The sequence below is a fragment of the Xenorhabdus thailandensis genome, from assembly GCF_037996785.1.
Taxonomy (GTDB): domain Bacteria; phylum Pseudomonadota; class Gammaproteobacteria; order Enterobacterales; family Enterobacteriaceae; genus Xenorhabdus; species Xenorhabdus griffiniae.
Genome location: NZ_JBBMXF010000007.1, coordinates 423,399 through 436,037, shown reverse-complemented (window position 1 = coordinate 436,037; position 12,639 = coordinate 423,399). Strand labels below are relative to the sequence as shown.

Annotated in this window: 12 protein-coding genes; 4 read left to right on the top strand and 8 right to left on the bottom strand. The window is 42.8% G+C overall.

The genetic code is table 11. The features are described from left to right. Nucleotides 1-17 precede the first annotated feature (17 nt). The gene (locus AAC853_RS04605; RefSeq protein WP_340613806.1) at nucleotides 18-1,667 is read left to right on the top strand and encodes an LTA synthase family protein; all 1,650 of its coding nucleotides are present in this window, start codon (nucleotides 18-20) and stop codon (nucleotides 1,665-1,667) included. 87 nt (nucleotides 1,668-1,754) lie between these two features. Here AAC853_RS04605 and AAC853_RS04600 read toward each other — a convergent pair whose 3' ends face one another. Then, nucleotides 1,755-2,414 (bottom strand): helix-turn-helix transcriptional regulator, encoded by a 660-nt coding sequence (locus AAC853_RS04600; RefSeq protein WP_340613805.1) that lies wholly within the window; start codon nucleotides 2,412-2,414, stop codon nucleotides 1,755-1,757. A gap of 94 nt (nucleotides 2,415-2,508) precedes the next feature. On the opposite strand from AAC853_RS04600, the gene AAC853_RS04595 reads away from it, so the two are divergent. Next, a complete protein-coding gene (locus AAC853_RS04595) occupies nucleotides 2,509-3,921 on the top strand; it encodes an MFS transporter (protein ID WP_340614156.1) in 1,413 nt (470 codons plus the stop codon). A gap of 344 nt (nucleotides 3,922-4,265) precedes the next feature. Here the strand turns inward: AAC853_RS04595 and AAC853_RS04590 are convergent, their stop codons facing one another. The 6 genes from AAC853_RS04590 to AAC853_RS04560 all read right to left on the bottom strand — a co-directional run bounded on the left by AAC853_RS04590 (nucleotide 4,266) and on the right by AAC853_RS04560 (nucleotide 10,057). Then, on the bottom strand, nucleotides 4,266-4,664 hold the full coding sequence (locus tag AAC853_RS04590; protein ID WP_338883875.1) for a type II toxin-antitoxin system death-on-curing family toxin: 399 nt from the start codon (nucleotides 4,662-4,664) through the stop codon (nucleotides 4,266-4,268). Next, the gene (locus tag AAC853_RS04585) at nucleotides 4,661-4,882 is read right to left on the bottom strand and encodes a type II toxin-antitoxin system Phd/YefM family antitoxin (protein ID WP_047962450.1); all 222 of its coding nucleotides are present in this window, start codon (nucleotides 4,880-4,882) and stop codon (nucleotides 4,661-4,663) included. The genes AAC853_RS04590 and AAC853_RS04585 overlap by 4 nt, the downstream gene beginning before the upstream one ends. A gap of 965 nt (nucleotides 4,883-5,847) precedes the next feature. Then, nucleotides 5,848-6,255, bottom strand: coding sequence for a type II toxin-antitoxin system HicB family antitoxin (locus AAC853_RS04580; protein ID WP_340613804.1), 408 nt, complete (start codon nucleotides 6,253-6,255; stop codon nucleotides 5,848-5,850). A 1,097-nt stretch (nucleotides 6,256-7,352) separates the two neighbouring features. After that, complete coding sequence (locus AAC853_RS04570; RefSeq protein ID WP_340613803.1) at nucleotides 7,353-7,745, bottom strand: hypothetical protein; 393 nt, start codon at nucleotides 7,743-7,745, stop codon at nucleotides 7,353-7,355. Further along, nucleotides 7,742-9,013, bottom strand: coding sequence for a tyrosine-type recombinase/integrase (locus tag AAC853_RS04565; RefSeq protein ID WP_340613802.1), 1,272 nt, complete (start codon nucleotides 9,011-9,013; stop codon nucleotides 7,742-7,744). The genes AAC853_RS04570 and AAC853_RS04565 overlap by 4 nt, the downstream gene beginning before the upstream one ends. Before the next feature lie 180 nt (nucleotides 9,014-9,193). Beyond that, the gene (locus tag AAC853_RS04560; RefSeq protein ID WP_340613801.1) at nucleotides 9,194-10,057 is read right to left on the bottom strand and encodes a YicC/YloC family endoribonuclease; all 864 of its coding nucleotides are present in this window, start codon (nucleotides 10,055-10,057) and stop codon (nucleotides 9,194-9,196) included. 123 nt (nucleotides 10,058-10,180) lie between these two features. Here AAC853_RS04560 and rph point away from each other — a divergent pair, with 123 nt between their 5' ends. Both rph and pyrE read left to right on the top strand, forming a co-directional pair. Continuing rightward, the gene (gene rph, locus AAC853_RS04555; RefSeq protein WP_340613800.1) at nucleotides 10,181-10,924 is read left to right on the top strand and encodes a ribonuclease PH; all 744 of its coding nucleotides are present in this window, start codon (nucleotides 10,181-10,183) and stop codon (nucleotides 10,922-10,924) included. Nucleotides 10,925-11,027: 103 nt separating this feature from the next. Next, entirely contained in the window at nucleotides 11,028-11,669 is a 642-nt protein-coding gene (gene pyrE, locus AAC853_RS04550; protein ID WP_338883868.1) for an orotate phosphoribosyltransferase, read from the top strand. 242 nt (nucleotides 11,670-11,911) lie between these two features. Here the strand turns inward: pyrE and slmA are convergent, their stop codons facing one another. Then, nucleotides 11,912-12,511, bottom strand: coding sequence for a nucleoid occlusion factor SlmA (gene slmA / locus AAC853_RS04545; RefSeq protein WP_338883866.1), 600 nt, complete (start codon nucleotides 12,509-12,511; stop codon nucleotides 11,912-11,914). Nucleotides 12,512-12,639 lie beyond the last annotated feature (128 nt).

Here is a 12,639-nt window from a genome sequence, read left to right as displayed (position 1 = left end):
GTGGAATTCAATAGAGTATGAAAAAGAAGATAATCTCGAGGATTTATCTTGGATTGTTGTTGATTGCTTCCTTGATATTAGTGTTTGAGAAAGGTGGAGATATTTATCCTGCACTGGTGTCTGTCGGCGTATTCGGCATCATCTTTGGCCTGGCTTTTTTAGTTTCAGCGCGCTGGTTATTTTCGGTAGTGTTAACTGGCACGTTATTTATCATCCTAAAATTCCTCAACCAGATAAAAATCCATTACTACAAAGAACAACTGATGTTTTCTGATTTGAATGTGATGTTAGATCCATCAAATCAGGAGACTTTACGCCATTATTGGCTGGCAGGTATCGCTGTAGTGGCTATGCTTATCTGGTTGATATTCAACATGATATTGAGCTGGAAAATAGTCCCTTCTGCGCGTGGGATAAAATGGCGCTTCGCCAGTATCGTTTTGATGGTCGTGAGTACCTGGGGTATCAATCTCACAGTTAGTGCTTATCATGAGCAATGGCAAGGGGAATTACCGAAGGGGCGGGGAACGGTGACTAATATGGTAATGTCTGCCTCTGATGCCCAATATCAGCCGCCAAAATTGGGTTCATCTGCTGATTATTTCTTGCAGCAGGCGAAACAAGTGACGTTGCCTGAACCTCAGTCGGAGGTTAAACCCGATGTGGTTGTCTTGCTGCAAGAATCCACGGTCAATCCCCATATTTATCAATTACCTGCCAAAGTGCAGTTGCCCGATCTTTACATGTTCCGGCGTGATGTGGGTGTCAGTGCCCAAAGTCCACTCAGGGTACAAACCTTTGGTGGTGGAACCTGGTTATCTGAATTCTCCGTTTTAACCGGATTGAATACGGATGATTTTGGTTCACGTAAAAATGCGGTGTTTTATTTTGTCGTTGATCACCTGAAAAACAGCCTGTTTCGTGCAATGAAAGATAATGGCTATTACACGGTTGTTCTGACACCGTTTAATAAGTCTGCTTACCATGCGGGACATGCTTACAAGACACTGGGTGTTGATCGAATTATTCAACCGCAGGAGTTAGGGTATCCCGCTGGCATGGATGAAAATTTGTGGAAAATTCCAACACAAGATATGTTGTCTTATGTGAAAACTATCCTGGCTAAGGAAACAGACAAGCCGATTTTTATTTTCTCTCTCACCATGTATGAACATGGTCCTTATGAAGAGAGTCATCATGATGATTATGGCTTGGCTGGCAACGTTGACTCTGTAATAGCGACAGGTAAGTTTAGCCATTACATGGAAAAAATTGTGGCCTCTGATCCTGCCATCAGGGATTTCAGTGAATTCGTTGCTAATCGCGACAAGCCTACCGTTTTCCTCTATTTTGGTGATCATCAACCGAACATCAATTTTGATCACTATAATTCTCCGTTACCTGATCCAGCACATGTGACTCAGTTTACTCTGCGGGATAACCTGAAACAGGGAGCGTCAATAACAACGGGCAAGCTGACCGATATCTCTTTCCTCGGCGGGATCATTCTGGAACGTGCCCGTTTGTCAGCGCCAGCGTTTTACCAAGCAAATATGATCATGCGCCATTTATGTGGTGGTGCTTTGAATGATTGTCAGGATAGTGCATTGGTAGAGAGTTATAAGCATTATATTTATCAGAAGTTGGAAGCGGCAGGTAAGGAATAATGTTATCCCTTCTGTCGGTGATGCTACTGACAGAAGGGATGTGTTATCGATATACCGCTACAATATGGGAACTATGTGTGAAACCATTTAGTTATTTGTGGCGGTGATGCGATAAGCGCAGCGTCGGTGACCACTCAGAATATATTCGGTTCTTTCCACATTGGCTTGCAGGATCTCCCGAAACAGTTTCAGCTCTGTCCGACAAAAACCCTGACACAATTTGGCGGCGGCACAAATTGGACAATGGTTTTCAAAAAACAAAATAGCGCCATTTTCCTCAACAGAATAATGAGCCATATAACCTTCTTGGCAGCGAATCGAAACTAGACGCTCAACCTTCTCCTGTAACCCAGTGGCACCTTCCATTGCCTTTTTATAGTTGGAAAAAGCCTCTTTTTCACGGGCGCTGATAATCAAATCCATAGCATCTTCACCCAACTGATTACGGATAATCGAGATCAGTTGCGTTGTTAAATCTGCGTGAGCATCAGGAAATTTGGCATGGCCTTTCTCTGTAATATGCCAAAGTTGTATTGGACGCCCAACCCCCCTTGTTTCTGATTTTGCTTCAACTAACCCCTCTTTAGCCATTTTCACAAATTGCTGACGGGCTGCTTCTCCAGTTGTTCCCAATAATTTGCCGGCATCAGAGGCTTGTAAGGCACCTTGAGTTTTTAGCAACATTAATAGCTTTTCACTCACTGTTTGCCCTACGATTGTGCCATTTTCCAAGTCATTGCTTGACATATTATTGATCCCGACATTAATTTATTCCAAGATTTATCTTGTTTAATTTAGCGCAAGACTTTTCACAACTCAACCTGAGTTTAGGGCAAAAATGATGATAATGACTGAGGAAAGCCGTTGGAGGGATCTGTTTTCCAGCAAAAATGCACCGAGTGCGATAGCACTTTCACTGGGCGTGGTATTGATGGCAATTAATACCTTAATTGCGATTACGATTCTGCCTTCTGTCGTCAATGATATTGGAGGATTAAATCTTTATGCCTGGAATACGACATTGTTTGTCGTGGCATCGATTATTGGTTCCGTTCTTTCTGCGAGATTGTTAAGTGCATTGGGTGCAAGAAACGCTTATCTGATTGCATCAGTGATCTTTTTTATCGGTAGCTTACTCTGTACTCTTGCACCGACAATGGTAGTGATGTTGGTTGGCAGAACCATTCAGGGCCTGGGTGGTGGATTTTTGTTCGCCCTTTCCTATTTGATGATTAATCTCGTCTTTGCCCAATCACTTTGGCCGCGAGCTATCGCATTGGTTTCGGGGATGTGGGGTGTAGCGACTTTAATCGGGCCAGCTATTGGCGGTATTTTTGCTGAGATGGATGCATGGCGTTACGCATTTGGCATTATGCTTCCTATTATTCTGTCTTATGCCGTATTTACCTGTCTGATTTTACCTAAAACAGAGGTGCAGGATAAAACCAAAACAGCACTGCCCATTGTGCAATTGATTCTGTTATCGGCAGCGGTACTGGCGGTTTCTTCTGGCAGTTTGTCGCCAGATGTTCGGTTCAACATTCTCGGCATTGTTGCCGCTGTGATATTCATCTTTTTATTGATCATTTATGAGCGTAGAGCTTCAGCCAGGTTATTGCCTGAACGTTCCCTAAGTTTACGTTCTCCTCATTTGGTCTTATTTACTACTATATTTCTATTGGTAGTGGGTTTATCAGGGGATGTTTTTATTCCCTATTTTTTGCAAATTCTGCATGGGCAATCCCCTTTTGTTTCTGGTTACATGGTTGCGTCCGTGGCAATGGGTTGGACTATAGGAGAAATACTCAGTGCTAGCTGGCAAGGGACAAAAATGCGGTTTGCGATTATCAGTGGGCCTGTCTTCATGTTGGTTGGTATGTTGCTGTTGCTTGTGTTTCTGCCATCTCAGTCAGCAGGGGAACGGCAGATTATACTACCGATAATCCTGGGATTGGGGATGTTTGGTTTTGGGGTTGGATTCGGCTGGCCTCATCTTTTGACGCTCATTTTACAGGTTTCCCGTGATGCGGATAAAAGCATCGCCGGTTCATCCATTACTACCATACAGTTATTTGCCTCTGCATTTGGTTCTGCATTGGGGGGAATGACTGTCAATTTATTTGGATTTTATCAGCCAGGAGGCGTTGAAGGGGCTGCTTCTTCTGCTTATTGGCTATTTTTATTCTTTTCCATTGCACCAATATTGGCATTATTAACAGCATTTCAATCAGCGAAAATTAAGGCAGAGGAATAAATTTATTATCAACGGCATTATCATAAAAAAGTAGTGCCGTTTTCTTGATTCCGTGTGATGGGATATCCATATAATAGTGGTGATTGATATTATGAACCGAAAGTTCTAATTTCCTTCCCGTGTATTTGATAAATGGAAATTGGATTGTGTATGAAAAATGAATGTGTCCAAATTGAGTACACGTCAATCATGTACTATTGTGGGGCGGATTTATTCATTGATGAGTAGACAGCCTAAGTCTGCATAAATACTGGGTTGTTGTTATTCAATATCTTCTAGGGGTACACCTTTGGGTACACGGCAAAATGAGATGTTCACTTATTCTCATAAAAAGTAAGTTGTGATTATGTCTTACAGTTTGGCTCAACATGGTCTACCAATTCGCGTAAATGTTGCGCCAACTGGTCAACAGTTTTCGCACCCGTGGCAGCCTCTACTGTTAAGTTTTCTAGTGTATTGTCGTTATCACGGATCTTGATACCGTTGCGGTAAAGAAAAGTCATGGTAACGAAAAACGCTGTGCGCTTATTACCATCATTAAAGATATGACCACGAGCAATAGCAACCCAGTAGGTGGCTGCAAGTTCAAAGATGTCTGTTACACCTTCATTGTGGGTACGGTTTTGTACCCGATAGATAAGTGCTTCAGCTCTGCCTGAATCGGGCATTCCAGCAACGCCGGGAAACCACTGCAATATACGGTCATGAAAAGCGATAACTTCCTGCGCGCTGACCCATATCATCGGTTTGTCAGAGCCTCTACCGTATGCCCATGACGCTGCATAATCGAATCAAATTCTGCATCCAGTTTGGCATTCTGGTATGCCTCGAATTCTGCTTTACTGATAACAACTGCTGAACTGCCGTCCCGACGAGTAATTTCAACAGGTTCGCCGTGGGTAGCCGCATCCAACACTTCTGAAATATTGGCTCGTGCTTGGGTTGAGGTGTATGTACGCATAATATATCTCCAGATATGTACATGTGAATTGTACATAATTTGGGTGTTTATTCAACAATAGTGATCTCGGCATAGCTCACCTTTAATCGTGGCTTTTTTGCATACTCATATAACGCAACCAATCGCCCGCTAAGCTACGCAGATTTTAGATCATGTCACCACATCACGCCCACACCACGTAATTCCCACGAAATCAACGTAAACTTCACGTAGAACGGCCTACACCGCACCCGCCTGCACGTTTTCGATCAAAAAGTTTTTTCAATTTTAAAATCCTACAAACCAAATCACCAGACCGCGCCAGTACTGACTGTGTGAGGAAAATCTCAAACTGAAATGAGTGAAAAGAATTTCAGTTTCTTATCCAGTTGCGCTCTCGTATGTTGATTGTATTTATTTGAAATAAAATGATTTTTCTATTTTGCGTGAGATTTTTACTGGGGAGGAAATGTAAACTGAAATTGTGTGAAAAATTTATTTTCACTGTTAGCGTTCTGCTCCAGACAGTTGTACCAACTTACTAGGACGTATCCACGCACTGATCTCTTTGTCTGTAAGTTTAGGCATTTGTGCAATTCTCAATGTAAAAAAGTGGGGTGTACCCAAAATGGTTTTTTAAATGTGCTATGGTTACACGCTAATCATGCGCTACTGTGATTCGTTCAGCAATTCTGATAGTAAAAAAGCCAGCAATAACAAGGTATATGCTGGCTTTCTGAAATGTTGTGATTCGCTAATGGATTTATTCATTGAGTAGAAGGATCAAGCCCGCATGAATACTGGATTGTTGTTACTCAATATTTTTTAGGGGTACACCTAAATCGGAGCGTGCAAGATTTAACATGCGGGCAAATAATCCCTCAGTCACTGCATAAATGAAATTATCTCGTCAAAATCAAATCAACTACTGCTTTGGCGGAGTAAGGCCATCGGGTTAATCATGCGATGACCTTTAACATTAGGGGTTAGGGGTGAGCAATTTCTTTACGTGCTAATTCCGCCAGAAAAGCCGAACGGTTCTTATAGTGACCGTTTCGCTCAATATAGCGGTCTATCGCGGTTAACAAATTGCCAGGCATCGTCAGATTAAACTTGATAGCCTTAGATTCATATTTCGCAGGGTCTAGCTCAATCAGTGCAATCATTCCTCCATCTTCCGTTAAGCGGGGGTCATTGATGTACTCTGAGGGATCTTTCGGCGCGGGGACATACCCGCCTTGTTCCGTCAATACCTCCATATGCTGCCCGAACGCGCTTTCAGCATCACGGATAGTTTCTTCTAAAGTGTTGCCAGCGAAAAAGCAGCCGTCAACATCAGGAAAGTAACCGTCAAAGCCCTCTTCTGTTTTAAAGATAAAGAGCGGATAAATCATAGTATTACCTCGTCGTATGATGATGAGTAGCGCAGAGAAGGAGCGGTTAGACCGCTCCTTAATTATTACAACAACTTCAATCCTGAATTTTTCTGTGCCTGTCGAAGAATCCCCTTTGACGAATCTTTTCTCGGATGCGGTACGGTGATTATTTCTCTGACTCCCTCCCTGTTTGGCTAGCGTGACATGACTCCCGTCTTGCCGCATCTTTACCCAACCGTCAGCCATTAGGCGTTTGATTAACTCTGTACTACTCATCAACCCTCCATTGCGTTAATGAATGGGTATAATACCCATAAATTCAAGCATTGTCAATTATTTGTGGGTATTATACCTATTATCAACTAGTGTTCTCCCTCTTAACCTGTTATTTATTGCCCACCCATAGAGCGCAACCAGACGCATACAGAGCTATGCACAATAAAATTGACTCACTTACGGCTAATTTGGATCACGTTATTACATTGCATCTCATACTGCGTAATTCCCACGAAATAAACGTAAACTCCACGTAAAATGGACTACACCGCACCCGCCTGCACTTTTGGATAAAAAAGTTTTTTCACTTTTAAAATTCTACAAATCAAATCACCAGACCGTGCCAGTACTGGCTGTGTGAGAAAAATTTCAAACTGAAATGAGTGAAAAGAATTTCAGAAAATTTCAGTTTGTTATCCAGTTCTGCTCTGGAGTGTTAATTGTATTTATTTGAAATAAAATGATTTTTCCATTTTACGTGAGATTTTTACTTGGAGGGAAACCCAACATAAAAACTGAAAAGCCAGTCTTCATGCGGGGTAAGAGGAAATGTAAACTGAAATTGTGTGAAAAAATTATTTTTGCTGTTAGTGTTTTGCGCCAGACAATTATTGATGCTATTTCTCAGATGACTACGACTTCATTTTTGATGTCATTGTATATGTGTTGTTTAATGGGATCGCCTATTGCGCCGTAATGGTCTGATGGCTGACAGCCGTTTATGCTTTTTTCTTGAAGCAGTAATACAAGCAATCCAATTAATTTATAAGTTCCTTTTTGCTCATCATTTTTTCGATATTGTCCCTGACCTTTTTTATTCTGTAGTGCTATTTTCTCAACTAATGCCCGTCCACCAAAGACCTTAATAGACTCCTCCCATCCACCATTTTTTTGTGCTCTTTGTATATATTGTCTAAAGCTTGCTCTATTCTTGATACAATAACCTCTGGGATATTTTCTATTAAGCTCATATATTGATATGCAGCACCAAACACAATATCAGAGTCAATCACATCGCTTGTGTTTTTTCTTTTGTCCTGAAACAAGCTGAGGGAGTTCACATTACTTAAAATAGCACTTCTTACCTTACGAACATTTTCTGAATACTCTTCGGGTACATTTGTCATTGATGTATAAGGATCTAATCCAAAGATTGAAAGGGCTACAGCATTAGGCGTCGCAGTTCCTTGTAAAGCAAATAGTTTTAATACATCAATTTCAGGTACTGTCATACAAATTTCCTTTTAATTTGTTTTATTGGAGTCACGTTGTAATCTTCACCTTTCTCCAGCATTATCAGCAAATCACACCATTGAGCTAACGCGGCTTTACGTTCATCAAAATAATCATGCCTGTTATAAATGCCCTCAACGCCTTTTATGCGATGATTTAGGCAACGTTCAGCCACAAAGGGATCAACACCTAACGCGGCTAAGTGGGTTCTGGCGGTTCGTCTAAAGTCGTGAATAGTGAAATTAGGTATATCTGGCGGCAGTTCTCGTCTTACTTTGGCAAGCGCAACGGGTAGAGTGCTTTCCTGAATATGTGGGATCATGCGGTGTTGCATTTTTCTTGCTGGTAGAACGTACTTACTACCACAGGCCATAGCCTTTAATTCCATGAACCACTCTATAACCTGTGGACACAGTGGAATGTCTACCGCATCGCCGTTCTTGCTGCGTTCTGCCGGAAAATGCCAGACAGCTTTTTTGAAGTTGAATTCTTCCCATCGTGCGCCGCATAGCTCCATTTTCCGTAAGCATAGGGCAAGTAGTATCTTAAAGCTGATTTCATTCTGGCGACTGATTGTAGACGTTCTAAATGTCCTCAGCACAATGATTAATTCTTCTCTGGTTAGCCATCTATCGCGTGATACTTCTTTCCCACCAGCGTCCGCAACCTCGAAAGCTGAACAGGGGTTAATATCTATCATCTGTCGCTTAATGGCATAATCAAACATGCGTCTTAACCATCGTAGAACATCGGTCGCCATAGTGGGTGCGCCTCTGTCTACAATGCTCTTTAGCATTTCATCAATATGACGGGGCTTTACATCCTCCAGCTTCATATTGCCGATGCGAGGGTCAATGTCTTTATCTATCCGCCTGCGGAGTATGTCGGGGTGTTTCCAGCGTGGTAGTATCTGGCGCTCAAAATATTCAGCCGCTAAGTCTGATACCTTTATAGCGTTCTTTTCGGCATCAATCTTTGCCAGTGCTTCGGCCTTGCGTTCCTGTTTCTCCATAGCGACGTCATAGCCCAGCGAAACACGCGCTGATAGTTCTCTGGTTAGCTCTCTTGCCTTTGATAGCGATAGGTCAATGTATGAGCCTAAAATCATCACTCGTGATAATCCTGCAAATTTATACCTAAATCGCCATACAGGGTGTTTATAGGTTTTTCGATAGCATAGATATAGCCCGTTACCGTCCGCTTTCCCCTCGAACCTTTCGCCGGATTTTATCCATGCCCTGATCTCTTTATCGGTGAGTTTAGACATTGTGCAATCTCCAATGTAAAAAAACAGCCGTGTACCCCTAAATGGGTTAGGGGTACACACTAGGGGTACACGCTAATCATGCGCTACTGTAATTCGTTCTGCAATGCTCTGATAATAAAAAAGCCAGTTATAACAATGTATAGACTGGCTTGATGGTTTGTTGTGATTCGCTAAGAAATACTATTCAATATTTTGAATCTGCTCGCGCATCTGCTCAATCAGTACCTTCAACTCAATTGCAGAATTTGTCACATCCGCATTAATTGATTTTGAAGCCAGTGTATTCGATTCGCGGTTAAATTCCTGCATCATAAAATCCAGTCGGCGGCCGACGGCTTCTTTTTTCTTCAGAATATTACGTGTTTCTTTGACATGAGCATCCAGACGATCCAACTCTTCTGCTACATCAATACGCTGGGCTAATAAAATTAGCTCTTGCTCAAGGCGATTATTATCTAACTGAATTTGTGCTTCTTCTAACTTGGTCTGTAAGCGCTCGCGCTGCCATTGCAGGATTGCCGGCATTTGTTCTCGGACTTTAGCCACTTCTACAGTTACCGCATCCAAGCGTTGCTCAATCAGTGTTTTGAGCGCTTGTCCTTCGGTTTCACGACTCTGGATAAAAGAATCTAGCGCCAGATCTAATTCTGCCAGCAACTGTGCATTGATGACATCCAAATCCTGCTCTTCGGCAGACATCACGCCTGGCCAGCGTAAGATATCTACCGGATTAATTTCACCTTCACTACTCTGTTGTTTAACCCAACTTGCTGCTTCAACCAGTTGTTTTGCCAGTTTTTCATTCAGGATTAAGGAATTTGGGGCAAGGGAGTTCAATTCAAAACGAAGGTTACATTCCACTTTGCCGCGCGTCAGGCGGGAACGGATGCGCTCACGGATGACAGGTTCAAGGCTTCTGAATTGCTCTGGCAGGCGAATATAGGTTTCCAAGTAACGCTGATTGACAGAACGTAGTTCCCATGCTGCATTTCCCCAACCTTCCTTAATATCTTGCCGTGCAAAAGCAGTCATACTACGGATCATAATTCGTTTCCAATTTATAAAATGATGTGCGGATTATAGCGCTCCATGTAGATGCAGGATAGGCATCCACCACTTTAGGCCGTATAATGCGCCCCTAAAATGTACGAACAACGGAGATACACTATGAGCTTAGTAGGAAAGCGTCCAGCAGGAAGGTCAGCGGGGCAGGTGCGTCCTATTAAAATGACCCGTCATTACACCAAACATGCAGAAGGCTCTGTTCTGGTGGAATTTGGGGATACCAAAGTGTTGTGTAATGCTTCCGTTGAAGAAGGAATTCCCCGTTTCCTGAAAGGCCAGGGACAAGGCTGGATCACCGCTGAATACGGTATGCTGCCACGCGCAACCAATAGCCGTAATGTACGCGAAGCTGCCAAAGGCAAGCAAACAGGTCGCACAATGGAAATCCAACGCCTGATTGCGCGTTCATTGCGTGCTGCCATCGACTTAAAAAAGCTGGGTGAATTCACTATTACGCTGGATTGTGATGTGATTCAAGCGGATGGCGGTACTCGTACTGCGGCTATTTCTGGCGCTTGTGTGGCTCTGGTCGATGCCCTAAATAAGCTGGTTGCGGAAGGCAAATTGAAAGAAAGCCCGCTAAAAGCAATGGTTGCAGCAGTGTCTGTTGGCATCGTTGAGGGTGAAGGACGTTGCGATCTGGAATATGTCGAAGACTCTGCGGCTGAAACTGACATGAATATCGTCATGATGGATGATGGCAGAATGATTGAAGTGCAGGGTACGGCAGAAGGTGAACCGTTCAGCCATGATGAGTTGCTCTCACTGCTTTCATTGGCAAAAGAGGGATTGGATACGATTTTCAAAGCACAGCGAGATGCGTTAGAACAAGAACCATTAAAATAATAAATAAATCAGGCGGCTGAAGAGTCGCCTTTTTTATGCCTGCAATAAATTTACCTGCAATAAATAGTAATGAATGACAAGAGATCAAAGAGGAGAAACCCCAATGAAAGCCTATCAGCGCGAGTTTATTGAGTTGGCACTGGAAAAACAGGTGCTGAAATTTGGCGAATTTACGCTGAAATCAGGCCGCAAAAGTCCGTACTTTTTTAATGCTGGCCTGTTTAATACCGGACGTGATTTGGCGTTGATTGGTCGTTTCTATGCAGCAGCGTTGCTAGATAGCGGAATTCAGTGTGATTTGCTGTTTGGGCCGGCTTATAAGGGGATCCCGATTGCAACAACTACCGCAGTAGCATTGGCGGAACGTCATGATATCGATATGCCTTATTGCTTTAACCGCAAGGAGGCTAAAGATCATGGTGAAGGTGGATCGCTGGTTGGTAGTCCTCTGCAAGGTAATGTTGTTGTTGTGGATGATGTTATTACCGCAGGTACGGCGATTCGTGAGTCGATGGAAATCATTAAGCAGCACGGGGCAACGCTATCCGGTGTGATTTTGTGCCTGGATCGTCAGGAACGTGGACGTGAAACGCTTTCAGCAATTCAAGAAGTTGAACGTGACTATCATTGTCAGGTTTTTTCCATCATTACCTTGAATGATTTGGTAAGTTATTTGCGCGAAAACCCAGAGATGCAATCTCATCTGGAAGCGGTAGAGGCTTATCGCAAAGAATACGGTATTTAATGGCCAGTAAGCTGGGTTGAAAAAAAATCCCTCGCCCAAAAATGGGCGGGGTGAGTAGTAGAAATGGCATCTATCTAATGGTAAGGATTGCGATAATGATGATGCCATTATTAAGTCACTGAGTAGTGAACTTAATGAACGAGGACATGTTAACACAACTCAATAAAAAATCCGCACGTTATCATTCACTCTATGAAGGGCATAACTTACGATGCTGCGATCAGCTATTGTAGTGGATTAGATTATTGCAGTTGGGTCAATATCAATGGCCAGCGTACTTCAAATTCAGTTGTCGGGCGATAGCGAAATTCAGAGCGAACAAAACGGGAGAGCATCCCTTCGCAAAATGCCAGTAGCTGTGATGCCAATACGGATTCGTCATAAGCGAATCCTTGCCCATCACGGATTTTTCTCTCTTTTAAAATTTGGCGAAGTTGCATTTCAATTCGCTCAAATAGCTGGTTTATTCGATTTTGCAATCTGTCTTGTTCGAACATTAGAGCATGGCCGGTCATGATACGAGTCAGCCCCGGATTTCTTTCCGCAAAACCTAAAAGAAGGACGAGAATTAACCGAATGCGTATGATGGTGTCTTTTTCATCTTGCAGGATCAGATTGATACGTGAAATTAAGGTATCTTCAATAAATTCAATCAAGCTGTCAAACATCCGGGTTTTGCTCGGAAAATGACGGTAAAGGGCTGCTTCAGAAACACCAACGTTTGCGGCAAGTTTTGCAGTAGTAATGCGTTGGCTGCCATCACTGGATTCCAGCATGTGTGCCAGAGTCTGCAAGATTTCCTCACGTCTATTTTTCTTTTTTGTACGTTCTTTTTCTGCCATGTCTGGTAAGACCCCTGCTAAAACAGCAAAACAAATCCAGCGATTTTTTGCCACAACGTTATTGTTGCCAAAAGCCATTTTTGCCAAAAGCTATTGTCGTCAAAAACATTGTGGACAAAAAATATGAA

Excerpts from the sequence above, each read along its gene's own strand:
- AAC853_RS04565 (WP_340613802.1), bottom strand. The coding sequence starts at position 9,013 with ATGTCTAAACTCACCGATAAAGAGATCAGGGCATGGATAAAATCCGGC.
- AAC853_RS04570 (WP_340613803.1), bottom strand. The coding sequence starts at position 7,745 with ATGACAGTACCTGAAATTGATGTATTAAAACTATTTGCTTTACAAGGA.
- slmA (WP_338883866.1), bottom strand. The coding sequence starts at position 12,511 with ATGGCAGAAAAAGAACGTACAAAAAAGAAAAATAGACGTGAGGAAATC.
- rph (WP_340613800.1), top strand. The coding sequence starts at position 10,181 with ATGAGCTTAGTAGGAAAGCGTCCAGCAGGAAGGTCAGCGGGGCAGGTG.
- AAC853_RS04600 (WP_340613805.1), bottom strand. The coding sequence starts at position 2,414 with ATGTCAAGCAATGACTTGGAAAATGGCACAATCGTAGGGCAAACAGTG.
- AAC853_RS04590 (WP_338883875.1), bottom strand. The coding sequence starts at position 4,664 with ATGATATGGGTCAGCGCGCAGGAAGTTATCGCTTTTCATGACCGTATA.
- AAC853_RS04585 (WP_047962450.1), bottom strand. The coding sequence starts at position 4,882 with ATGCGTACATACACCTCAACCCAAGCACGAGCCAATATTTCAGAAGTG.
- pyrE (WP_338883868.1), top strand. The coding sequence starts at position 11,028 with ATGAAAGCCTATCAGCGCGAGTTTATTGAGTTGGCACTGGAAAAACAG.
- AAC853_RS04605 (WP_340613806.1), top strand. The coding sequence starts at position 18 with ATGAAAAAGAAGATAATCTCGAGGATTTATCTTGGATTGTTGTTGATT.
- AAC853_RS04595 (WP_340614156.1), top strand. The coding sequence starts at position 2,509 with ATGATAATGACTGAGGAAAGCCGTTGGAGGGATCTGTTTTCCAGCAAA.
- AAC853_RS04580 (WP_340613804.1), bottom strand. The coding sequence starts at position 6,255 with ATGATTTATCCGCTCTTTATCTTTAAAACAGAAGAGGGCTTTGACGGT.
- AAC853_RS04560 (WP_340613801.1), bottom strand. The coding sequence starts at position 10,057 with ATGATCCGTAGTATGACTGCTTTTGCACGGCAAGATATTAAGGAAGGT.